The organism is Nocardioides sp. Iso805N (genome assembly GCF_000364605.1).
Taxonomy (GTDB): Bacteria; Actinomycetota; Actinomycetes; order Propionibacteriales; family Nocardioidaceae; genus Nocardioides.
This window is the reverse complement of the sequence record NZ_KB822575.1, coordinates 405942-429682: the sequence shown is the minus strand read 5'-3', so window position 1 is coordinate 429682 and position 23741 is coordinate 405942. Positions and strand designations below refer to the sequence as shown.

Here is a 23741-nt window from a genome sequence, read left to right as displayed (position 1 = left end):
AATCTCGCCCGATGGAGCCGGAGCTCGAGGTTCTCAGCGTGTACCGCGACTACGGGGTGATTCCGAAGGACTCGCGTACCGACAACTTCAACCGGACTCCGGAAGGGGCCAAGTCGTATCAGGCGGTCCGCGCTGGCGACGTGGTCGTGAACCGCATGAAGGCCTGGCAGGGCTCGCTCGGCGTCTCTGGGTATGACGGGCTCGTCAGCCCTGACTACGAAGTTCTCGCTCCGACTTCCGATGAACTCGATCCACGGTTCGCGCACCTGCTGCTGCGTTCGGCGCCGCTGATCGATGAGTACGGCATACGTTCGACTGGCATTCGCCCGTCGCAGTGGCGTCTGTATTGGGAACAGCTTCGAACGATCTCGGTCCCGGTTCCGCCGCTTGCTGAGCAGCGCGCCATCGCCGACTACCTCGACCGCGAAACCGCCCGCATCGACACCCTCATCGACGAGCAGCAACTCCTGATCGAGATGCTCCGCGAGCGGCGCTCGGCCCTGATCACGCAAGTGGCCACGACCGGAGTTGATGATGCGCCGCTCGTTGACAGCGGCAACATCTATCTTGGGCACGTTCCCGCGCATTGGACTGTTAGCCGGCTCAGCAGAGAGATGGAGATCAACGGCGGGCAGGTTGACCCCAGAACCGAGCCGTGGTCCGACATGGTGCTCGTCGCACCGAACCACATTGAGCCGGGTACCGGCCGAATCATCGGTCGCCAGAGTGCCCGGGAGCAGGCTGCCGACAGCGGGAAGTACGTTGCCGCCGCTGGGCAGGTTCTCTACTCGAAGATTCGACCAGCTCTCAACAAGGTTGCCGTGGCGCCTGAGGACTGTCTTACGAGCGCGGACATGTACGCGATGTCGAGCACACACGGCGACGATCACCGTTTCGTCGTCTACTTCATGCTGGCGAAGCCATTTCACACCTTCGCGACCCTCGCGTCACTGCGGGTGAAGATGCCGAAGGTGAATCGCGAAGAGCTTGGGGGAGCTCCGTTTCTGCGCCCGCCACTTGACGAGCAGCGGAGGATCGTTCGCTTCTTGGACGCGGAGACGGCCAAGGTGGACGCCTTGATCGTTGAGGCCGAGCGGTTCATCGAGCTTTCGAGGGAGCGCCGTGCAGCGCTGATCACGGCTGCGGTGACGGGGCAGATCGACGTGCGGGACGAGGTGGCGTGATGGGGCTGGGTAAGTCTGTTCGTCTGTTCTTGGCCGATGGCACGCCGGGTGGCTTGATCACTGCGGAGATCATGAACTGGTCGGGCCAGGTTGTTGCTGGTCCGCGTTCGGATCTCGCGGCGTTGGTGAAGCGACCCGAGGTCGCGCGGCGCACCGGTATCTACGTACTTCTCGGTGACGACCCTGAGAGCCCGGGGAACACGCTCGCGTACATCGGGGAGAGCGATGACGTTGCTAGCCGACTGCTACAGCACGCGCGGCCGGAGGATCAGCGGGGTAAGGACTTCTGGGACCGTGCGGTCGTGATGACGAGCAAAGACCTCAACGTCACCAAGGCCCACGCGAAGTTTCTCGAGTCCCGCTTCGTAGCGCTCTCGGTCGAGGCAGGTCGAGCTCGGCTGCTGAACGGAAACACCCCGCCGCAGTCGACTCTCCCCGAGGCTGACGCCTCCGACATGGACGCGTTCATCGATCAGTTGCGCATCGTCCTGCCTGTCCTGGGAGTGAACCTGTTGCGGTCCACCCGCGTTGCACCGGATCCGGGTCTTGAGGTGCGTCGCGTCAAGTACGGATCCTCACTGTTCTTGGAGACGGAGACACCGACGTTCTCTTTGAGCCACAAGAGGGACGGCGTCACCGCCACCGCGCAGGAGGTCGATGGTGAGTTCACGGTGCGCGCCGGCTCACTTGCTCGGCGCGATTGGGTCGCGTCCGTCGAACACAACTACGAGAAGCTCTACCGCCAACTCGTGACGGACAAGGTCCTGCTCGTCGACGTGGAGAGCGGGGCACGAATCTTCTCCCGGGACTACGTATTCGCCTCGCCGAGCGCTGCTGCCGCTGTCGTCCTCGGTCGGAATGCGAACGGTCGTCTGGAGTGGAGGACCGAGAGCGGCATGTCGTACGGCCGCTGGCAGGAGCAGAGCCTCGTCGAGGCGGGCGTAAGGGAGACGGCTGATGACTGAGAAGGCGTACTTCTACCGGTCCGGCGGACGCGTCGACAACCCATACGGTTTGGGCGACATCGATCTCGTGAGGACTCACTGGCACGCGGACCCCCTGTGCTCTTTCATCCCTCGCGGACGAGAGGTCTTAGGGCCGGTCCTGTTCGCTCCAGTTGTCGACGACTACCACCACGAGGTCTGCGATGTCTGCTTCGAAGACGTCCGTGTCGTCGACCTCAGCATCAAGACGGTCTCGGGTGGTCTCCCGACTCTTGGAAAGAACCGCCGTGGCTGATCACAACGAGGTCGTGTTCGAGACCGAGATCTGCGAGTACCTCGAGTCGAAGGGCTGGCTGTACTCGCGCAACGACCGCGACGGCGGGATCTACGACCGGGAACGGGCGCTGTTCCCGGCTGATCTGTTCGCCTGGCTCGATGCGACCCAGCCGGAGGCCTACGCGAAGGGTCTGAAGGCGGCCGGCAGCGAGGGCAAGTTCCTCGATGTGCTGACTGCGGCGCTGGACAAGCCGTTGGAGCATGGCGGCGGGACATTGAACATCCTGCGGAACGGGGTGCAATACATCGGCGGCGGCCGACTGAAGATGGCCACCTTCCGCCCCGAGACGTCGCTGAACGCGACCACGAGCGCGGAGTACGCGTCGATGCGGATGCGCGTGATCCGGCAGGTGCACTTCTCCACCGCGGACCAACGCTCGATCGACCTGGTGTTCTTCATCAACGGCCTTCCGGTCGCCACTGTGGAGCTGAAGACCGACTTCACCCAGTCACTCGACGAGGCGACGAACCAGTACAAGCGTGATCGCAACCCGCTGACCAACGGCCGAGTGGAGCCGTTGTTATCGTTCGGACACCGTGCGTTGGTGCACTTCGCGGTCTCGAACGAGCTGGCCGCGATGACGACCAAGCTGGAGGGAGAGAAGACCCACTTCCTGCCGTTCAACATCGGCAACGATGGGGGAGCGGGCAACGCGCCCGGCTCCGATGGACGCTCGGCGACCGCTTACCTATGGGAGCGGGTCTGGCAGCGCGACGCTTGGCTGAACATCATTGGCCGGCTGATGATCGTCCAGTCCCGCGAGGAGTGGGACGTCGCGTCCGGGACCTCGGTGCGCCGTACGTCGATGTTGTTCCCGCGGTTCCACCAGTGGGAGGCCGTCACCGAGATTGAGAACGCCATCCGCGAGGAGGGAGTGGGTCAGAGGTATCTGATCGAGCACTCGGCCGGGTCGGGGAAGACGAACACGATCGCGTGGACCGCGCACCGTCTCGCGCGGCTGCACGTGAACGATCAGAAGGTCTTCGATTCGGTCATCGTGGTTGTTGACCGCACGGTGCTCGATGGGCAGCTGCAGGACGCGATCCGTCAGATCGACGGCACTGGGAAGATCGTGGCCACGATCGGTCCCGAGGACGTCCGCAAGGCCGGCGCGAAGTCGAAGTCGAGCCTGCTGGCGACTGCGTTGAAGAATGGCGAGCTGATCATTGCGGTGACGGTGCAGACGTTCCCGCACGCATTGAACGAGATCCGCCAGGACTCCGCGCTGGCGGGCAAGAAGTTCGCCGTCATCGCCGATGAGGCGCACTCCTCGCAGTCGGGACAGGTCGCCTCGAAGCTCAAGGCCGTCCTGACCGCGGAGGAGATCAAGGACGCTGAGGACGGCGGCGGGATCGATGTCGAGGCGATCTTGGCCGCGGAGATGACCGAGCGCGCGGAGTCGAAGAACATCTCCTACCTCGCGTTCACCGCGACTCCGAAGAACAAGACGCTGGAGCTGTTCGGCCGCAAGGGCCCCGATGGCACACCGGTCGAGTTCCACCTGTACTCGATGAAGCAGGCGATCGAGGAGGGCTACATCCTCGACGTGCTGAAGGGCTACCAGACCTACGACACCGCGCTGAAGATCGCCGGCAACGCCACCTCCGAATCCGATGAGGTCGACGAGTCAGCTGCCCGCAAGGGCCTGATGCGGTGGGTGCGCCTGCACCCGACCAACATCAGCCAGAAGGTCCAGATCATCGTCGAGCACTTCCACGCCAACGTTGCCCACCTGTTGGAGGGCAAGGCCAAGGCCATGGTCGTGACCGACTCGCGCAAGGCCGCGGTGAAGTACAAGAAGGCGATCGACGCCTACCTCGCCAAGCGCCAGGCCGAGGACCCGACCTACACCTACCGCACCCTGGTCGCATTCTCCGGCGGCGTGACGATGGACGAGGACGAGACCTGGGGCGAGGACTGGGGCCCCGCACCGGCCAGGGACGACGAGTTCACCGAGGCCAACATGAACCCTGGCGCCGGCGCGGATCTCGCGGCCGCGTTCAAGGGCGACACCTACAAGGTGATGCTGGTGGCCAACAAGTTCCAGACCGGCTTCGATCAGCCGCTGCTGTGTGCGATGTACGTCGACAAGAAGCTCTCCGGGGTCACCGCCGTCCAGACGCTGTCGCGCCTGAACCGGACCCACCGCACGGCGGGCGGTGAGATCAAGCGCAAGACCTTCGTTATCGACTTCCAGAACAAACCCGATGACATCAAGGCCGCCTTCGAGCCCTACTTCAAGAACGCCACCCTGGAGACCGAGACCGACCCGTACGTGGTCTCGCACCTGATGAACAAGCTCGCCCAGGCTGGGATCTACACCCCCGACCAAGTGCGGCAGGTCGCCGAGCTGTGGACGCTTCGCAAGGGCAACAATGCCCTCTCGGCGGCGATCAGCCCGGTCCAGCACGAGTTCGCCCGCCGGTATGCGGCCGCGATCGAGGCCGACGACAAGGTCACCCTCAACACGCTGGAACTGTTCCGCAAGGACGTCTCCACCTACGTCCGGCTCTACGACTTCATGTCCCAGATCGTCGACTACGGCGACCCGTACATGGAGATGCTCTCGATCTTCCTGCGGCTCCTGGAGAAGGTAATCGCGGAATCCTCCTGGTCCGCCGAGGTCGACCTGTCTGACGTTGTGCTGGTCGGGGTGCGGCACACCAAGGCCGTAGCCGTCGATATCGCGCTGGTGGGGGACGGGGAGCTCAAAGGCATCACCGCCGCCGGCACCGGTGCACGCAAGGAGCCGAAGTACGTCGCGCTGCAGGTCGTGATCGAGAAGATGAACGACCTCTTCGGAGCCGAGACCTTCGCCGAGTCTCAGGTCCGCGAGTTCGTCACGGGCCTGGTGCAGCGCTTGCTGCTCGACCCGGACCTGGTGAAGCAGACCAAGGCCAACAGCAAGAAGCAGTTCTTGGAGTCGCAGGACTTCCAGGCCGCTGTGATCGAGGCCGTGGCGGACAACCAGAGCGCTCACAACACCATGGCCGACTACTTCTTCACCGACGGCCCCGCCATCGCATCGATCATTCTGGCCCTCGCGGATGCCTTCTATGAGGCAGCGACAGACAATGGCGACCACCAGGTTCTTGATGCGTGACTGAGGACCAGGAGTGAAGCTCGTCGGCAGTCTGCACGGCCATTGAGGCGTGCCAGCTAGGCATTGAGTCAGCCACGCTCCGGTCCGACCCGCCCACCGTCAGTGTGTAGACGGCGACCGGGTCTGCCGCCGTCTTTCATTCGTGCTCTCGGGCAAGAAGCGACCGGGGCCGGTACTTCAGGACTTCAGGACAAGTTCGTCAATGACTTCGTTGCCGCCTGGGTCAAGATCATGAACGCAGACCGGTTCGACATGTGACCTCGCGCTCAATCCGGGAGCTCTGAGGCAGGATCCGCTACGTCCGGGCAGGCTCAACAACTTGCCCGGACATCACAGCCAGGCGGCTGTCTGGCGGCTGCTCACGCGTTTCGGCGGTTGCACATTGGAAGTCCCCCGCGCCAGATCCGGTGCGGGGGGCTTCGGGCTATCGAACGGACTCGGGTATGGGATATCCGTCTGCGTCGAGTTTCGCGAGGACCGCGTCCCGGAGCATGTCAGCGACCTCTTTGCGGCGATGAGGGTTGATGCCCCAGGTGGCCCAGCACATACAGGCGGGCTGGGGGCATGTGACGTATCCGGCGGGAAGTGGTTTCTCTATGACGAGGTGCATCACGTGGACGTCGATCTCGTGGGCGCAGTATGCGCACGTTCCGCCGACCGGTGTCGGGCGGATCATCGAAGCGCCCCTGCTGACGAGATGATGGCGCACGACTCGGGTTGCTCGGACGTCGCTGCGCACCACTCGCATGTGCCGAACCACGAACATTCGAGGATCACGGCGACGTAGGAGAACGGCGTCTCGATCCAGTGGACCGGCTTCTTGGCTTGTTGGCTCATGTCACAGACCGTTAGGGGCGCGGTCGTTGATCAATGTCTTATAGGCTGCTTTCCTTTGGGACCTCCGACGCTCTCCAACGGCCGGAGACTCACCGCTGCACTCCTGCCGTTCGTAGGCGCTCATCGAGAGACCTGGAAGCGGACGGACTACAGAGCTCCAGGGAGCCTCCTCGACTCAGCCGAGTCCGAGACCGGCCTGTGCCGTGTTGACTGGCTCAACAGGCAGGCCCAGCACGGTGCCGGCATGATCCTCCGCATCGCCGCTGCCCTCCTGACGGTCTCCCTGCTGGCGCCCACCCCGACGCCCGACGGCGCGATCTCGCGAACTCCACCGGCCCACCCGAGTCTTGTCTTCCACTTTGCGGTGCGTGACGGGGAGGGGCGTGCGGTTCGGTGGGACCCCTGCGGCCAAATCCAACTGCTCTTCAACCTCTCGAACGCGCCTGCGGGGGCACGCCACGAACTCAATGAGGTCACGAAGGTGATCCGCCGCGCGACTAGGCTAACGGTTCGTCTCGTCGGTGACACGAGCACGCAGCCGTCGGCTGACTACGGCGACATCCAGAGTGCCGGGCAATGGCCGGATGTTCTGGTCGCCTTCGTTCAGCGTCGCGACCACCTGTTGTCAGATGAGGGCAGTTCCGCTGAGACGACCACCAGCTGGATCACAGAATCTGACGGACATGATCGGTACGTCACTGGCGAGATGCTGATCAACGCGGAACAGAACGACGTGTACGGCGACGGCACCGACGGCCGGCCCTCCCGGGTGCGACTGTTCGAGCACGAACTCGGCCACCTCATCGGCCTGGATCACGTTGGGGATCGCCGATCCATCATGTTCCCGCAGGTGCTGCGACGTACCGGTCTGACGGCCGGTGACCTTCTCGGCCTGCGGGAGCTCGGCCCCGCCGACGACCGCGGCGCACGTTGCCCGCTCTGAGTCAAGTCGGGCGCTTAGCCCGATTGCCTTGCGGACAAGGTCGCAACGCGAAAATTCGGCGCGTGACCTGCGGCTCTGCGCATCAACGCAGATCCGAACCGCTGTGCTCCAATACGCCCAACAAGAAGAGGAAGTCGAGGCGCTGCACCTCACTACCCCGGAGCCCAGATTCGGCTTCGCTGCTCGAAGAGATGGTGGTTGCCCGGCAGTTCGTCGGCACAGTGATCCATAGATCCCCCTTGGTGGATCGGCCTTCTGGATCACGTCGAAGGATCAAGTGAACAACAGGTCCTCCTTGCCCTGTTGGGGCCCCCGCCGGGGTGGTAGCCGGCGGGGGCCCTCCCATGTCCTGACGCCGGTATGGACAACCCGGCGCACCGTCAAGGCGAGACCTCCTTGCGCATCCCGTCTCGGGAATCACCTTCCGCGGGGTCGTCGAACGACCTACCACCCGGCCGCCGGTCGGAACGTCGACGACAGAAGCCCCAAGGAGGCCCCCTTGATCATCGACCTCTGGCACGGTTGGAACCCTGCCGACGCCGACGCCCCTGCGTACATCGAAGAACCCGTCGACGACCCCTTCGCCGTGCTCGCAATGGCGCCGCCGGCCACCTCGGTGCCTCTCGTCCGTCCGCACACCGACCTCGGAAACTGCGAGCGCCTCGTGGACCAGTACGGCGCCGTCGTCAGCTACGTCGGCAGCTGGCGCAAGTGGCTCATCTGGGACGGCCGCCGATGGGTGGGCGATGACAACAACCTCATCACCTACTACGCCAAGCAGACCGTCCGAAGCATCGCCCGGGAGGTGCCCGGCGATGCGGGGCACGCCAAGTGGGCGCAGAGGTCGGAGGCCGACGCCCGCATCAGCGCCATGGTTAGGCTCGCCTCGAGTGAGCCTGCCGTGGCCATATCACCCGACCAGTTGGACGCCAACGACGCGTACTTCACCTGCGGCAACGGCACTATCGACCTGCGCACCGGCCGGCTCCTGCCTCACGACCCAACCAACCTGTGCACGAAGATGACCACCGTCGAGTTCGCCCCCGGCGCCGCCTGCCCGGCCTGGTTGAAGTTCCTCGACGACATCTTTGAGGGCAATGAGGGCCTGAAGGACTACGTGAAGCGTGCGGTCGGCTACTCGGCCACCGCGTCGACCCGCGAGCAGGTCATGTTCGTCCTGACGGGCGGCGGCAGCAACGGTAAGTCCACCTTCCTGGAGATTCTGCGCCTCATCTTCGGCGACTTCTCCCAGCAGATGCCGGCCTCGACACTCTTGGAGAAGCGAGGGTCCGACTCGGGTCCCAACAACGACGTAGCACGCCTACGGGGGGCACGCTTCGCTGCAGCTGTCGAGACCGCCGAGGAACGCCGGCTCGCCGAGGCCCAGGTCAAGTCACTGACCGGCGGCGACACCGTCACCGCACGCTACCTCCACGCCGAGTTCTTCGAATTCGTCCCAGAAGCAAAAATCTGGCTTGCAACCAACCACAAGCCTCGTATCACGGGCAGCGACGACGGCATCTGGCGCCGCCTCAGACTCATTCCGTTCAACCGCAAGTTCAGCGACGAGGAGAAGGACCTCGACCTGAAGAACAAGCTCCTCGCCGAGCTGCCCGGCATCCTCCAGTGGGTCATCGAAGGCGCCCTGGAGTGGCAGGCGCACGGACTGGGCACGGCTTCGGCGGTCCGGGACGCGACACGCGAGTACAAGACGGAGCAAGACACCCTAGGCCGGTTCCTTGAGGAGGAGACCCTGTCCGAGGCACCCCTCAAGATCAGCGCGAATCACCTTTACGCCGCGTACTCCACCTGGGCGACCAACGCGGGGGAGAAGGTCGAGTCACAGAAGGCGTTCGGAACGAAGCTCACCGAACGCGGCCTGGATAAAGGGAAGCACGGCCCCGAGCGCCGGGCCTACTACTTCGGCATCGGCTTGAAGCCCAACACCCCGACCGGGCAGAGCCCCTTCTGACACCCACTGCTTCTCGGCAACCCGACCGCGATGCCCCGCCTCCACCCCGGAGGCGGGGCATCGTCGTTGCAGCACTGGAGAGGGCCCCGTCCAGAACCCATCGGGGAACCCTTCCGAACCCATCGATCTGACCGCTGACCAGGAGAAGAACCCATAGAACCCATCACTGTCCAAGTTCAGAGAAGAGAGAGAAATGACGTGCCGGCACAAGACCAGAGAACCCGATCCGTGGTCTCGATGGGTTCATCGGTTCACGGGGAGCCACCGGTCCCGTGGCCGGAAGTCCGGCACTGATCTCGTGCCTGCCGGCGAACGCACCAAGAGGAAGACGTTGTACGGCGGTCTACAAGCAGCGGCGCGCGGCCGGACTGTCGGACCTGGCCGCTACCTTCGCCGTGCGGCGATCGAACAACGGCCACGAGCGGAGGACCCATGAGTACGGAACCAAATCTCACGGCAGCGGCATGGGCCCCCTGGGGCGACGGCGACCGGGAGTGGCTGCTGCGTCGCGACAAGGTCGCCGGCGCTTGGCTGGCCGCCCGATCCCGAGCTGACGGCAGTGCACTGGTCGTACAAGCCGCATCACATGCGCGCCAGGTGGGCGAATCTGGTGGCGTTGAAGGCCTGCTCGCACAGGCCGGCGCCTCGGTCGCCACCTATCGCTCCCCGGCCGGCCCCGGTGCCACCTACCTCGCCCACGCCGACATCAAGCTGCTGGCCACCGCTATGCACACCGCACGTGACCACGCCATCGCCGTGACTGAGACGCCGACCTTGCCGCTTCGAGGGTGGGCCATGGTCGTCGGTGCCGTCGATCTCTCGACCAATGAGGTCACCCAAGACACCCGAACCGACGAACAGCGCAAGATGCTCGATCTCTTCGTCAGCCAGCTCTACAACGGCTGGTCCCACAAGGAGGTGGGGCGCCGCGCGTCGGCCTACTACCTGCCCAAGCTCGCTGACTCCGGCATGAGCTACGCCGAGTTCGTGGGCGCCCTCCTCGCGATCGCTCCGAGCCACCTCGACAATCAGTCCGACATCGAGGACATGACGAAGGCGCTGCCCCCCAAGTGGGAGGGCGAGCGCGCCGGCTTGGCGCGAGCTTGGATGTGACCAGATGACCGATTACGCGACCGAACCGAAAGGCTACGAGGAGCGACTGCGCGCCAAGCTAGAGCCGGCCCAGGTCCGCTCGACCCTTGCGTTCGCCGGCCTCTTCCAACTCACTCACGAGATGCTCAAGTCGATGGTCCTCGACGACGTGAAGTCGTTCTTCGGACATCTCGATATCGCTGGTGAAGACACGTGGATCTCTGAACGAGGTGAGCACGAGTACCGACGCGAAGTCATCGGCCTCCATCAGAACCGTTTCACCGCATCGCTTCTCTGGCTCCAAACCATGCACGCTCTCGATGCCGACCAAGCCGCGCGGCTCGACGACATCTACGCCCACCGACACGAACTCACGCACGAACTCGCGAAGTACCTGGTCGACCCGAACCTCGAGCCCAACTACGAGTTGTTCGTTGAAGCCCTCAAGACGCTCAAGTCGTTGTCCCGCTTCTGGACCGAGGTCGAGGCCGGATACGGGACGTTCGATGAGTACCCCGACCTCGACCTGGACGAGGTGACCAACGGCCGCATACTTCTCATCGACCTCGCCATCTCGGCCTTCACCGACGGCCTCCACGCCCCCGACGTCCCCCCGGCATCTGGACCAACGGCACCTGAGTCCTAACGCCGGGTGACCCACCCGGCTCGATCCCAGTTCGCTCCACTAAGGTCCCGGAGAGCGCATCCGGGGTCGCCGGACCTATCGGAGAAGGAGAGCTTGGGGACGTGCCGTGACAACGCTCTCCTGTACGCGGAGCCGGGCGCCATCTCTCTTCCCTGCGATGGTCTACGCCTCCCGCGGGCGGACCCGTGTTGGGTAGGTGCCTCCGGATTCGTCCTGTCTATCCCCTGTGGCGGTCGCGTGCAGACGGGGAGCGTCTTTTGGCCTGAACCTCGACAGCGCAATACCAACTACGGTCTCGGCACCAGGTCCCTGATGGCGCTTTGCAGGGCGGTGCTCTCGGGCTCGGGGGCCTTCGTCTTCTGGACGAGTACGTCGATCGCGCGGCGTCGCTGATGGTGGAGGAACGCGGCTCCGGGTATCTCGGGGTCGGCGATCAGCGCATCCCAGTAGGTGACCGTTTTGAGGCCCGCGCATGTTGTTAGCGCGTCGTAGAGCGCGTTCAGATCGTAGGAAGGCTTCCCAGCCACCAACGCTGAGCGGATCAAGCTGACGATCAGGGGCGCACTGCCTGGCTGCCGCAGGTCAGAGATCCACTGGTGCTCATTTCGGTGGGCCACGACGTCGCCGACCCGTGGTGTGAGGCCACGCAGAAGTCGTGCCTCTGCCTCGGCGTCGCCCAGTCGCACGAGTGCTTCGTCGAGCCGCGAGTCGTCGGGGTGGGTGGCTGCCCACTCACGTAGTGCTTGACCCGAGTCCCTCTCGGCGACGAGGTGGGCGGTGCGCTCGAGCGAGACTGCCGCATCCTTAGACGCGGAAGCGGCCTCCAGCACGCGAGCGCTGAGACCGGGCGCCCACGGAGAAGGAAGTAGCTCGGCGGCACGGATGAGTTGATCACCGATGAGATCTTCGGTTCTGCGTTCCGAACCATCGGGATGGTTGCTGCACTGCGCCGCGAACCACTGCTCCAGCCGGTGATCTCGCCAGTTCAGCAAGAACGCGAAGAGCTGATCGAGTTCGGCCACGCCGAGGGAGATCTCCTGCGCGGCTCCTGCCTCAAGGAGGCGGACGACCTTGGTGGGGACGGTCCTGGTCTTTGGGTCGAAAGCGGCCGCGACTCCGCCATTCGCGAACGCCTCGTTCACGAGCTCGGGATCTACCGGCTGCGCTGTCGCCGACGTTGAGGTGGGCAGGGTCTCCGTCGTCGTGGCGCCAGCCTCCTTGTCAGTCGGCTGTGCGCGTATCGAACGCTGGGTTGCGGTTGCCTCGGCCATCGTGGCGATCGTGTCCGGTACGGCGGCAGGATCCCCTCCCAATGACGCGAGCGTGCCCTCGACCTCCGTCAGGGCCTGGTCCGAGAGGCTGCTCACCCAGCGCCGGACCCAGAAAGCCGCGTCGTCGGTGAGGCTGTGGCTGGCGATCCCGCGTGCAGCGGCTTGGGGGTACTGCCTCAACACGTCATTGATCTCGTGCTTCCACGCAGCCTCTTCGGTATGTAGGACGACGATCGTGGCCAGCTGGCTCACTTCGGCGCTATCCCAAGCCTCATGTCTTCCACGGCCGAAGGGTTCGACCGCCGCCTCCAGCAGCGCAAGACTGAAGTCATACCGGGTGACTGCTTCAAGCAGCGCCGCCCGGGTGGCGTGACCGCGAAGATGTCGGATGCCAGCTTCACGAGGCCGTGTCGAACTCGTCATCGCCATCTCGATCGCGACCTCATGACTGACCAGATCCATCGCGAAGGTCAGGAGTGTCTCGGCGGCCATCTTGTCCTCGTCGATGTTCGCCTGTGCCGCCATCTCGGTGGACAGCACGACGAGATCCAGCTCTTTCGCCGCGACCGCGGCAAGCCGTCGTACGACGGAGTCCTCATCGGTGAGCCGTTCTCGAACCTGGTCCAACACCACGATCGAGTCGAGGTCCTTCGCGATGGTCGGCAGCACCATCAACGCGTTGCCACGCCCCGTCGACTCGCTGCCTCCCAGGGCCTCCTCAACGGCCGCCATGAATCCCGGTGGGGTCGATACCGACAGGAGCCGGTGTAGACGGTTCAGATCGCCCTGACCGTGCTCATCGGAGCCGTGCGACATCCACACCAGCCGCGCATCGTACGTGTTCCAGATCGTCCAGATCGCTGCCTCGCGTTCTTCCACGCTGCTCGAGGCCGGTGTCGCTCCCGCAGCAAGAAGCGGGTCGTAAGCAGCGACTGCGTCGCGCCACTGCTGCGGTGCGTCCTCGAGCAGTCTCTCGAGCGTGTTCACCCACGACAGCCGCACAGCCGGCACTGAGGCGCCGCCGGTGGCTTCGTCGGCTAGTGCGACCAACGCGTGCTCTTGAAGGAGCGCAAGTCCGAGTTCACCGGCATCCAGGATCGCGCGGCCAGCGCGTGCTTCACCCAGCACGTTGGCTGGGAACCGCACCGAGGTGCCGTCCTCGTTGAGCAGGGCGCGTGTGATCAGGTGCTCGATGAATTCTGGCACGGACTTGATCGAGCTCAAGCCGGTATGAAGGCCGCCTTCCACCAGGGCGCTGGTCGGGACTTCGGAAGTCTCCGCCGCCTCCATCAAGACCGCGACACGGTCAAGCCAAACCCGCGTGTCCCCTGGCTGGGACGGGGCGAGATTGTCAGTGTCTGTTCGCTCATCGGCGAGACTGCAGATCAGGCGGAGCGGGGTGGCGGGCAGCTCGTCGCCCGCGATCACGCGGTTGACCGCAGCAGCGGCATAGACCGGGATCTGTAGGACATCGCTCATTCGAACAGCGACGGGCAGTTTGTCCTGCAGGTCCACAGGAGCAAGACCCCGCGCGCTGCAGTAGCGCTCGAGCCACTCTCCGTCGGGCATCAACACGTGCTGTTCGAAACCGACGAGGTCATCTAGCTCGGCCAAGGGGCGGCTGCTGACGACGTATCGGTGCTGCGGGTAGAGGTCAGCCACTTGGTTGATGAGTGACACAGCCGCGCGGCGTCCAAGGGCCGTGGGGATCTCGTCCAGCCCGTCGAGGAGAAAGACGAACGCCCCGGTATCCAGGAGTTCGCCGGTGAGCTGGGGGGTCTGGCCGCCACCCTGGCTCACCCCGCGTGCAGTGCTCATGGCCGTCACGAATTGGCGGCTTGGATCGGCATGGTCGAGTGCGGGAACCCAGCCAGCAACGGGCTGGAGAAGGGCGGGCAGGGAGGACCGAAGGCCGATCCGGATGAGTTCCTCGGTCTTGCCGGTTCCGCCAGGCCCAACCAGGGCCAACCGGTCTACCCGGGAGTCAAGGTCTTCGCAGTAGGTCGGTCCGTGGCGCCACGTCTCGTACATGTGAGAGCCGTGGCCGCCGGGCGTGCGAACGGTTTGGTAGTCGCCGACCGCAACCGGCACGTAGTGCTGGTCGATGCGGGTGGGAGGGAGCGCCTCTGCCGCAGCCTGGTGAGGCACGGCTGGGCCTGCGATGACGGCTGCTGCCCGACGGGTCGCTTGATACGTCCTTGCCGGATCTGCATGAAGGCTCACACGGACCCCGGTGGAATTCTCGATCTCGGCGCCGTAGAGAGCGGTCTCCTCCGCGGCCGGGTCCGCCTTGTCGGCAATCAGGATGTGCGCACCGTTGTCGGTGGGGGGATCGAGAGCGCGGACCCAAGCAAGGTCTCGCCGGATGTGGCTCTCCTCAGAAGCCAGGCTGTGCCCGAGAAACACCAGCTGATAGCGCAGCCCAATGTCGCGCAACAGCAGGGACACTCTCTCGTCGCCATGGACCCGGGAATAGCTCGCCTTGGACAAGACGATGGAGGACGGATCAGATACGAGGCCATGGAGGTGGAGGACGCGCAGTCGGTCCGTAGGCGCGTCGAGTGCTTGCCGGAGTTGGTCGACGCCTAGTGATACCGAGGGCCGGCCGATCTGGTTGGCGGCTTCCTCGATCGCCGTGTCGTAGTTCGTGGTGATGATGAGACCTGACCGCACCTTCGCGAGCGCCATCAGAGTCGGCGTTGGCGTGATTACCGCCCGGCTGTAGATGCTGGCCACGCGTGTTGCGACCCACTCCTCAGAGGTTGCCCGAACCAGCATCTCGACCTGATCGAATGCCTCCGTGGCGGTGGGCTGCTCGAGCAGGTCGGCTCCATCCTTCACCGCCTCCGCCCGGAGGGTGGCAAGCAGCGCTGAGAATCCGGGAGCTCCGGCGTCAGCGGTCAGACCTGATCCGACAACGGGAACCACCTTCTGGTGGTTCACGCGGAGTTGGCCGAAGACCTCGCGCTCGGTGAGAACTGGCGCGGCAGGATCACCGAGGGACGTCATACCCCGATGATGCCGTTATCTCGGACGCAGCGTGCCGTGAACTGTGTCGGACCGCGCACATCGCAGCCTGCCGAGCGCGGCCCGTGGCCTCAGGCTACGGCCCGCAGCCACGGGCCGGCGGGCCACTCCGATTCCCGATCGTCGACGACGCTCGAATTCTGGTCGGTTCCGTCGCAACTGTTCAGCTTTCGAGCAGCACCGGCATCGGGGACGCCGAACTTCCGTGCGATCGGTGTCAGGAAGGCGACTGTATGCGACGAGGGCCGGATCCCTTTCCGACCGCCGGCCTCAGGAAGAACGCGATGAGAAGTCGAGAGCTCACGCCCCGTGAGGTCGTTGTCCTTGCGAATGTGGCTGAAGGACTCACGAACCAGGGCGTCGCTGGCATCCTGAATTTGTCGCCACAGACCGTGAAGGCCCACCTCGACCATGTGTACTCGAAGTTGGACGCCTGCAACCGTTCTCACGCGGTCGCGCTCGGGTTCCGCATGGGCGTGCTTAAGTGAGCATCCCGGACCGTCTCGAGGCGATCCGTGTGCGCCTGAAGGAGGATGCCTACCGGGGGGACGTCACGTACCTACTGGAACTCCTAGCCGCTGAGGGTGCGCGTAGTGCCGCGCTGGAGGCACGCCTTGAGCGTGCACGCTCACAGCTCAGCGCGGTCCGCTACGCGGCACGCATCATCAAGCCGGTGGCCTCCGATCGGGAGCCCGATCGTGGATGAGTCATCGTCCGACGTCCCAGATGTACTCAGCCGGCTCCCCCGGGTGAGGGCTACGAGGCCCTGCGACGTGCCCGCGAACCTTGAGCTGACGACCGTCCTTACAGCGGGCCCCGATGACGGCGGGTGCGGCGCCAGGGCGTAGTCAGAGGGCGTCCGGACGGCCCGGACGCCGGATTAGTCGCTACCGGCTGCCCGCGTTGCTCACGGCAGCAGCGTCTCGAGCTCTTCACGAATCTGACGCACCGCCATGGCAGCAATTCCCCTGACTTGTCGCCAACTCGTTGCGGGGTCGGTGCCGAACGCCGGAAGTCCAAGGTCGCCGCGGGCGCGTACGGCGCGCGCTGCGGCGCCCTGGTGCTGTGCACCGTTTCTGATCGCTGTGACTCTGCGCAGCATCTCAATCGGGGCGTCCACGCCGGGTACCCCGCCCTCTCGCAGTTCGGAGATCCGTCCCTTCAGCTTCTGCAAGGCGCCTGTCTCGTCACCAGTGACGTTCAGGCTGGAGAGGACGTCTGCGAGGGCGCTCAAACAGGACTCGAACTCCTCATGGGTCGTCGCTTCTCGAGCCAGCTTGGCTCCGATGGCGACACGCGGAATGCGAAGAAGAGGCTCTCCCGCGACCAGCCGCCACACAAGGTCGAGGTGGTCGAAATCAGTCACGAGTGCGAATGGGTCCTCGGCGCTTGCCGCGGGCGTCGGAGTAGGCCAGCCGACGAGCGACTCGATGCGGTCGAGGTAGTCCTCGATGCTGCCCACGTCGTCACATCGCGAGATCCACGGCTTCAGGTACTCCAAGCTCCACAGCCCTTCAGAGCCGCGTAGGGCACCCCAAAACGGTGGTTCATGGGAGAGAAGTCTGTACAACTGCTCGGCGGACAGACCTGTGCCGGCGGTCATGTTGACCACAGCGGTGAACTCTGTGCCGTCCACGCGTTCGTCGAGCGCCTGGAGTGGGTCGGGCTCGACCCTGCGAGCACGTTCATTCGCCAGTCGCAGCGAGGCGAGAAGCGCCGCGATCAACTGGTCGAGCCGTTGGGTGCGCAGGGGCTTCGATACGTGGGCGATCCCGGCGGTTGTCAGCCAGACCTGCGTGGCCGGTTCTGGGACCGTACCGCTCCCACAATTCGCGGCGCGATAGTTCTGCTGCCAGGTGGGCAGCCGCCGGAAGATCTCGACGGCATCGGCACCGGTGCGCTGTAGGTGCAACTGCACGAACTGCCAGACCGGCCACCGACCGCTGAGGTTGTACCCCTCAGCGACGAGATCGACGAACGACTGATCAAGCGGCGCGAATGGATCGCTCAGGCTAGCCACGTGCGAATCCTGCCGCCGGTGCGGTGGTCGCGCTGCGCTGGCGCGCCGCCTCGCTCGGTGCAACGTGTCCTCGCACCCGGCGGACTCCGCGCGACTTCGGAGGTTTGGGACTCCTCGGCAAGGGTCGCTGCGCTTCGCATGGTGACTACCCGGCGCCTCGAATGACGCCGTGGACAGGGCAGGCAACTTGGTCGTCGGGCCCACCGGCATTCCGGCCTCGTGGCTCCTTATCCCACCGCGGAGGGCGTCGTGAAGAACTGCATCGTCGGCTACAGAGTTGAACATCGGGACGGTGGAGTGATCTTCATGTGCTCTCACACGTGTGCACAGGCCGTGCTGACGGCGCTCGACCTTCCGAATGAGCGACTGCGGACAGACGAGAGGCGCCTGAAGACCTCCTGTGCCGCCTGCCACTCTTGCGGGAGTACGTTCGCCACCCCGGTCGCCCCGCACCGGTGCGTGATGCACACAGAGGAGCCATGCCCGGAGGTCCAGCCCCTTTGCACCGTCGGCGTCGCCCAAGCGGTGCTGGGACTGCAAGGCCGCACGCGCTCGTTCCTAAGCGACGGTGCCTGGAGGCTGCTCGAGGAGACGGCAGGCGGCAACTGGGTTCTGCGCGGCGAAGTCGGTAGTGCTGCCGAACTCGAAAAGCAGCTGTGGGACGTGCGCCAGGCGTGGGCGTGGAAGACCGACTGAGGACTGCTATCACTACGAATAGTCGGGCTCGCGGCTGCTGGCGACGGGACCCGGAGGGATGAAGTCGACGAGTAGCCACGCGGCAGCCGTGAGGCGTGCTGACTTCTTCGAGAACGTCGGCGTCAACGGGTCACTCACCTCGTTGAACGTTCTGTACGCCGAATACCACGTCAGACGTCTCCGGTTGGAGTGCTTCGGTTCGTGTGCCCCGTCGGTTGAAGTGGCGCGGCGGATAGGAAACCTGCTGCAGCTGTGTCGCGAAGTGCGGCTAACGTGGCCCGCCCACAAGGTCGAGGAGTGGCACCGCCTGATCGCAGGCGCCATGAGTCCCCGCGTAGCGCGTGAGGCTGTGATCCTCATCCACCGTTCCGCCGAGCCTCGGCTGCCGAGAACCGAGCCGCTACGTTGGAGACCGCTGCGCCGTGCCGTCGGCCTCACTGGGTGCGCTGGAAGTTGCGGAGCGTCCAGCAAGGCGGCTCCTGCTCGGCGTCGCCGATCCGTGGTTTGATCTGTGTGTCATGGGCGGCGCAGGACCGCGCCGCTGAATGTCGGGTTGATTATCGATGCTGGGGCTCTGTGACCAAAGGACCACGGGCCCAACCTGGGGTCAGACCTAGGGAATCGAGCGTGAAAGTAGAGATGCGTCGGAGTACTTGCGTGGGTCCGCAGACACCACCTGCCACACTCCGAAGACGGCCTCTGACTTGCGGAAACGCAGATCAGAGGCCGTTCGGGTTTTGGCTCGTGGCCAACGACGTGTCCCACGGTTGGGCGCGGATGGGCGTCGGGAACGCTCCAAGGTGCCTACTCGCTCGCCCGGGAGCTGGCTGGTAAGCCCACGCGACCTACACGCGCGTTCCGCAGCCCAGCGCCGCGACGCGTTCGCGGACGTGAGGCGGCACGACGCCGTGTGAGTCGGCGGCGGTGATGGCGCCCGGGCTGACTCGGCGCAGCGGGATCACACCTGCCCAGGTGCCGGCCTCGACGTCGGCCGGCTCATCGACGGGACCGCCGTCGCGCTCCTTCATGCTGGCCTCGACCAGCGGCAGCGCGAGCACAGCGGTGGCGGCGAGCTCCTTGCGGGTCGGCTCGCGCAGCGTGGCGGCCCGCCCAGGGATCATCTGATCGACGATCAGGTCCAGCGCCCGGCCGCGCTCCATGGGGTCCTCCACCGCTCGCGGCCGGCCGATGAGGACGGCGCTGCGGTAGTTCATCGAGTGGTGGAAGCCGCTGCGGGCCGCCACCAGGCCGTCCAGTTCCGTGATCGTCACGCAGACATCGCCGACCATCGCCGCCGCGAGCCAGCCGGCTGCGACCGAGCCGTGCAGGTAGAGCGTGCCGCCCTCGTCCGGCCCCTCGAGGTCGACGCCGTACGCCGCTGGCAGCACCACGGGGTGCTCGCCCATCGTCACACCGAGATGGGCGACCAGCCCGTCGGCTAGGAGCTGGTGAAGCCGCTCGCGGTCGGCGAGAGCGCGTTTGCGCCCGCGGTTGACGGTGGTGCGTGCAGTGGGTGATAGGTCCGGCATGGCCCCATCCTCGGTCAAGAGTGGCCTGTATGCATCGGCCAATTCGAAGCTATTCTGACACGCCACTAACCGGCCCGCTCCTTCTGCGGCCTGGCGCCCTCGACGTCATCGCTGGGACGTCCTCGTGTGGTCCGTTTCGGGTGAACCGGCCGCTTGCCCGTTCCGGCAAGGCTGCGGTCATGGTTGATGAGGCGCTGCCGGGACGACTCGGACAGGTCCGGATGGACGGCGAGCTCCCGCGCCGAGAGGATCTGGGGCTCGTCTTCGACGAGCTCGATCACCAGATGGCGTGCCAGGCCTACCTGTGGGCGCTGCCGCTGGTGTCCTACGCGCAGTGGAAGACCCAGCACCGCGACATCTTCGGCGCGACCGACTACGACCTGGTCCACTACGTCACCTACCGGGACCGGCTCGGGATCATCACGGCCAACGCGACGACGCCGTACACCCTCAACTTCATCGACCTCGCGCAGACCGGTCCGCTGGTCGTCGAGCTTCCCCCGGGCCCGACCGCGGGCGGTCTCTCGGACTTCTGGCAGCGCGAGTGCGGCATCCTCGGCGAGATGGGTCCTGACCAGGGCCGCGGCGGCAGGCACCTGATCGTTCCGCCGGGTCAGGAAGCACCGGACGTCGACGACTCCTACTTCGTGCACCGGGCGAGCGGAATGAACGTCATGTTCGGCTTCCGCACCCTCGACACCGACCCGCAGCGGGCCCAGGAGCTGGCCAACGCCGTCCGGATCACCTCGTACGACGGCCGCGAGTCACCTGCAACGCGGATCCTCTCCCCGGGAGGTCGGCCGTGGACCGGTGACCAGCCCCGGGGACTCGACTACTGGGTGCGGCTGCACGAGATCTACCAGGACGAGGTCATCGACGAGCGGGACCGCTTCTACCTGGCCATGCTCAAGCAGCTCGGCATCGAGAAGGGGAAGCCGTTCGAGCCCGACGAGCGGCTGACCGCGCTGCTGACGACGGCGACCGCGTCAGGCGAGCTGATGGCGCAGGCCAACACGTTCGCCAAGCGGTTCGAAGGCTCGCGCTACTGGCCGGACCGGCAGTGGGACACCGCGATCGTGCTGGACAACTCGGCCCAGCGCGGCGAGAACTACGACGAGCTGCTCGAGCGGGCGTCGTGGTTCTACGAGGCGGTCAGCTTCTCGGCCGCGATGAAGAGCCAGACGCCGGGGGTCGGACAGGCCTACCTGGGCTCCTACGTCGACGCGGACGGGGAGTGGCTGGCCGGCGGGGCGTCGTACACGCTGCACGTGCCGGCCGATCCACCGGCGAAGTTGTTCTGGTCGGCGACCGTCTACGACGTGTGGACCCGCTGCCTGATCGACAACGAGCAGCAGCGGGGCGACCGTGGCTCGCGCGACGCCGATCTGGTCCACAACGACGATGGCTCGGTCGACCTGTGGTTCGGGCCGACGGCGCCGGAGGGCAGGGAGTCGAACTGGGTGCAGACCATCCCGGGTCAGCACTGGTTCTCCTACTTCCGGTTCTACGGTCCGCTCGCGCCGTACTTCGACCGCTCCTGGAAGCTCGGCGACATCACCCCTGTCTGACGCGGGCACCAGCTCGCTCGGCAGATTCACGATCGCGGCGGATCCGGATGTTCTCCTCCGTGCTCACGGTCGTGAAGGGGCTCATGTGACCTGTGCAAAGCATGATCGGGAGGGCTTGCCGACGTACACGTTGCGGTGTAAGGATCGCAGGACGGTTCACGGCTATGACGCGAGATCTCGGGACCAACCGTCGTTTCCCGATGCGTGCGCCCAAGCCGCATGACGTTGCTGCGCACATGGGAACAGCAGCGCCTCCGATCATCAATCACAGTCGCACTGCTCGCCGAGTGGCTGCACGGCACGGCGCCTCGACGCTGCCCTGCGCCACGGGCCACGTGCGTGATCGCTCGGAGTTCCCTGATGGCAAAGCAACGATTTCAACATCGCGTGACCGCATCCGGCGCAACACCTGCAAGGCGGCGCAGAGGGGTGCGCGCCCTCCTCGCCAGTGTCTGCGTCGCGTGTGTCTCGGTAGCGACGCTCATTGCCGCACCGGCGACGGCATCGTCGCGGAACGGCGGCGACCCGACTCCGGGCGCCGCTGCGGCTACCACCCGTATCGACCGCAGCCACGGTCCCGTTCCGGGCGATGACCCGTTGAACAGTGTGCGCGTGATGGCCCAGGCACAGCCGACGGAGTGCTTCCGCGGCATCGGCGTGAAGCCGGGCCCCATCGCGAACGGCAACTGCACTGCCGGCGGCGTACCTCGCACGATGCAGGACTACGTCTGGGGCTTCGCTACGGCGGAGGACCAGAAGAGCCTGTGGTTCGGCACCTGGTCCAGCGGGCTGTGCGACAACTTCACCGCCTACAACAACTTCCTCACCGTGGCCGGGCTGAACTTCCCCGACACCCTGCAGTCCAAGGAGGTCACGTGTGAGTGGAGCCACTCCTGGAACGCCCAGCAGAACCCGGATCTGGGGATCACCGGCGACCAGCGCCAGCCCTACATCTACCAGTACGACATCCACAGCAACCGGCTCATCGACCGCAGCCCCTACAGCGACCCGCTGTTCGCCACGACCGGCGGGTTCCGTGCCGCCGGCGCCGCGAACGGAGTCATGTTCGTCGCAGGTCTCCAGACCTCACCCGACCTCGCCTCCGGGCAGGGCGGCCAGGTGAACCTCTTCGCGTTCCGGGAGAGCGACGGTGCCTACCTCGGCTCGCACACCTACCCCCAGTACAGCAACGTGAAGGTCGTCAAGAAGATCGACGGTCAGCTGTACATGGGAGTCGGCCTGGGCACGCCGGAAGGTCCCGGTAGCACCAGTCACGCCACCAACGGGCACCTGCTGAAGTGGGTGGGCAACGTCAACGACCCGTTCCAGTGGCAGATCGTGGGCCGGTTCGGATCTCAGCCGACCTATCTGACCGAGTTCGAGGGTCGCATGATCGTCTCGGCGTGGCCGGCAGGGCCCACCGACCTGACCCAAGCCGATCTGGGACAGGAGGCGGCCGCCCTGTTCACCAGTCCGCGACTGTCCACCCGGCCGAACGGCATCCTCCCCGCGGACAAGAACAACTGGAAGCGCGACTGGGGATTCGACGACTTCTATCCCGATCCGACCACAGCCGCAGCCGGCGCCGGCGGAACAGGGATGGAACAGGTCGGCAACTGGCTCTACTTCGGCAAGAGCAACTTCCCCGGGAGTTCCACGTTCTTCCATATGGGCCGCCTTCCCGACATCGCCCCGAAGACGTTCCCGGCCTTCATGCGCTGGTTCAACCGACTCGAGGTCGGTGGCGAGCTCTTCCGGGTCCGCCACCTGGGGCAGCCCAACCAGCAGGTCCAGGTCCTCTACGGCAAGTACCGCTACTGGACCCTCGACGACAACGGCCAATGGCACCACGAGCGCAACCTTCTCCACCAGCGACCGCTGTATGGCAAGCCTGGATTCGGCCAGAAGTTCAACTACTACATCGGATGGGGCAGCGCCACCTTCCGTGGCAAGGCCTACTTCGGGGGCATGGACCTGACTCGCGTCATGCGCGAGATCAGCACGAACCCGAACACCGACTTCATCTCCAGCATCTTCGGCTACCGGGTCAGTCCGCTCGAGTTGCGGTACCTCAACAGGCTGCTGCCCTCCGACGAGTCTCAGGACGGGTTCCCGATCTGGACGGTGTCCAGCCCGAACCAGCCCGCCAAGCCCCTGACCAACAGCGGGTTCAACAACGCCGAGCAGTGGGGCGCTCGCGACTTCTTCCCGATCGGTAACAAGGAGATGTTCATCGGGACCCAGGGCGGATCGAACTACCCGACCAAGGCCGCGTCCGACCCACCGCGGCGCGCTGGCTGGCAGCTGTTGAAGTACCAGCCCCGTTGATTCGGCGACGATGGCACGGTGGCGCCCCGCTCTGGGGCGCCACCCTTGCCATGGCCTCGATCACGCTTATGGCCTCCTGCGGCGGCACCTCTCCCGGTGGCAGCAGCACAACAGCCACGCCGAGGCCGGGCGGCCCCCAGACGACTCAACGGTCGACACAGCAGACTGCCGCGATGTCGCCAACGGCCACGAGCGCAACCTCGGAGACACCATCCACAGCAGGCGACGTCCTGGGAGGAACCAG

Annotated in this window: 15 protein-coding genes; 12 read left to right on the top strand and 3 right to left on the bottom strand. The window is 65.4% G+C overall.

The features are described from left to right. The first annotated feature begins 11 nt into the window (after positions 1-11). The 8 genes from H036_RS24155 to H036_RS0102005 all read left to right on the top strand — a co-directional run bounded on the left by H036_RS24155 (position 12) and on the right by H036_RS0102005 (position 11058). Positions 12-1184, top strand: coding sequence for a restriction endonuclease subunit S (locus H036_RS24155; protein ID WP_017933105.1), 1173 nt, complete (start codon positions 12-14; stop codon positions 1182-1184). Continuing rightward, entirely contained in the window at positions 1184-2149 is a 966-nt protein-coding gene (locus H036_RS0102040) for a GIY-YIG nuclease family protein (RefSeq protein ID WP_026145713.1), read from the top strand. Before H036_RS24155 ends, H036_RS0102040 begins: the two co-directional genes overlap by 1 nt. Then, positions 2142-2423, top strand: coding sequence for a hypothetical protein (locus H036_RS0102035; RefSeq protein WP_017933103.1), 282 nt, complete (start codon positions 2142-2144; stop codon positions 2421-2423). The genes H036_RS0102040 and H036_RS0102035 overlap by 8 nt, the downstream gene beginning before the upstream one ends. After that, positions 2416-5568 (top strand): type I restriction endonuclease subunit R, encoded by a 3153-nt coding sequence (locus H036_RS0102030; RefSeq protein WP_017933102.1) that lies wholly within the window; start codon positions 2416-2418, stop codon positions 5566-5568. The genes H036_RS0102035 and H036_RS0102030 overlap by 8 nt, the downstream gene beginning before the upstream one ends. A gap of 1081 nt (positions 5569-6649) precedes the next feature. After that, positions 6650-7348 carry a matrixin family metalloprotease gene (locus tag H036_RS0102020; RefSeq protein WP_017933100.1) on the top strand — a complete coding sequence of 233 codons (699 nt, stop codon included), beginning with the start codon at positions 6650-6652 and terminating at the stop codon, positions 7346-7348. 277 nt (positions 7349-7625) lie between these two features. Next, on the top strand, positions 7626-9320 hold the full coding sequence (locus H036_RS21535; protein WP_157416941.1) for a DNA primase family protein: 1695 nt from the start codon (positions 7626-7628) through the stop codon (positions 9318-9320). Between the two features lie 432 nt (positions 9321-9752). Then, entirely contained in the window at positions 9753-10433 is a 681-nt protein-coding gene (locus H036_RS0102010; protein ID WP_157416940.1) for a hypothetical protein, read from the top strand. 4 nt (positions 10434-10437) lie between these two features. Then, positions 10438-11058, top strand: a complete 621-nt coding sequence (locus H036_RS0102005; protein WP_017933097.1) for a hypothetical protein — start codon at positions 10438-10440, stop codon at positions 11056-11058. 287 nt (positions 11059-11345) lie between these two features. On the opposite strand, the gene H036_RS0102000 is transcribed toward H036_RS0102005, so the two are convergent. Next, the gene (locus tag H036_RS0102000; RefSeq protein WP_017933096.1) at positions 11346-15338 is read right to left on the bottom strand and encodes an SIR2 family NAD-dependent protein deacylase; all 3993 of its coding nucleotides are present in this window, start codon (positions 15336-15338) and stop codon (positions 11346-11348) included. A gap of 350 nt (positions 15339-15688) precedes the next feature. On the opposite strand from H036_RS0102000, the gene H036_RS26150 reads away from it, so the two are divergent. After that, positions 15689-15844 carry a helix-turn-helix domain-containing protein gene (locus H036_RS26150; RefSeq protein WP_157416939.1) on the top strand — a complete coding sequence of 52 codons (156 nt, stop codon included), beginning with the start codon at positions 15689-15691 and terminating at the stop codon, positions 15842-15844. Positions 15845-16263: 419 nt separating this feature from the next. Here the strand turns inward: H036_RS26150 and H036_RS0101985 are convergent, their stop codons facing one another. Beyond that, positions 16264-17376 (bottom strand): hypothetical protein, encoded by a 1113-nt coding sequence (locus H036_RS0101985; protein WP_017933093.1) that lies wholly within the window; start codon positions 17374-17376, stop codon positions 16264-16266. A gap of 249 nt (positions 17377-17625) precedes the next feature. Here H036_RS0101985 and H036_RS0101980 point away from each other — a divergent pair, with 249 nt between their 5' ends. Then, positions 17626-18072, top strand: coding sequence for a hypothetical protein (locus tag H036_RS0101980; RefSeq protein ID WP_157416938.1), 447 nt, complete (start codon positions 17626-17628; stop codon positions 18070-18072). Between the two features lie 845 nt (positions 18073-18917). Here the strand turns inward: H036_RS0101980 and H036_RS0101975 are convergent. Beyond that, positions 18918-19601: a pyridoxamine 5'-phosphate oxidase family protein gene (locus tag H036_RS0101975; protein WP_017933091.1), complete on the bottom strand. Its 684-nt coding sequence runs from the start codon at positions 19599-19601 to the stop codon at positions 18918-18920. A 179-nt stretch (positions 19602-19780) separates the two neighbouring features. On the opposite strand from H036_RS0101975, the gene H036_RS0101970 reads away from it, so the two are divergent. Both H036_RS0101970 and H036_RS0101965 read left to right on the top strand, forming a co-directional pair. After that, on the top strand, positions 19781-21169 hold the full coding sequence (locus H036_RS0101970) for a DUF1254 domain-containing protein (RefSeq protein ID WP_017933090.1): 1389 nt from the start codon (positions 19781-19783) through the stop codon (positions 21167-21169). A gap of 615 nt (positions 21170-21784) precedes the next feature. Beyond that, entirely contained in the window at positions 21785-23497 is a 1713-nt protein-coding gene (locus H036_RS0101965; protein ID WP_157416937.1) for a hypothetical protein, read from the top strand. The last annotated feature ends 244 nt before the right edge of the window (positions 23498-23741 follow it).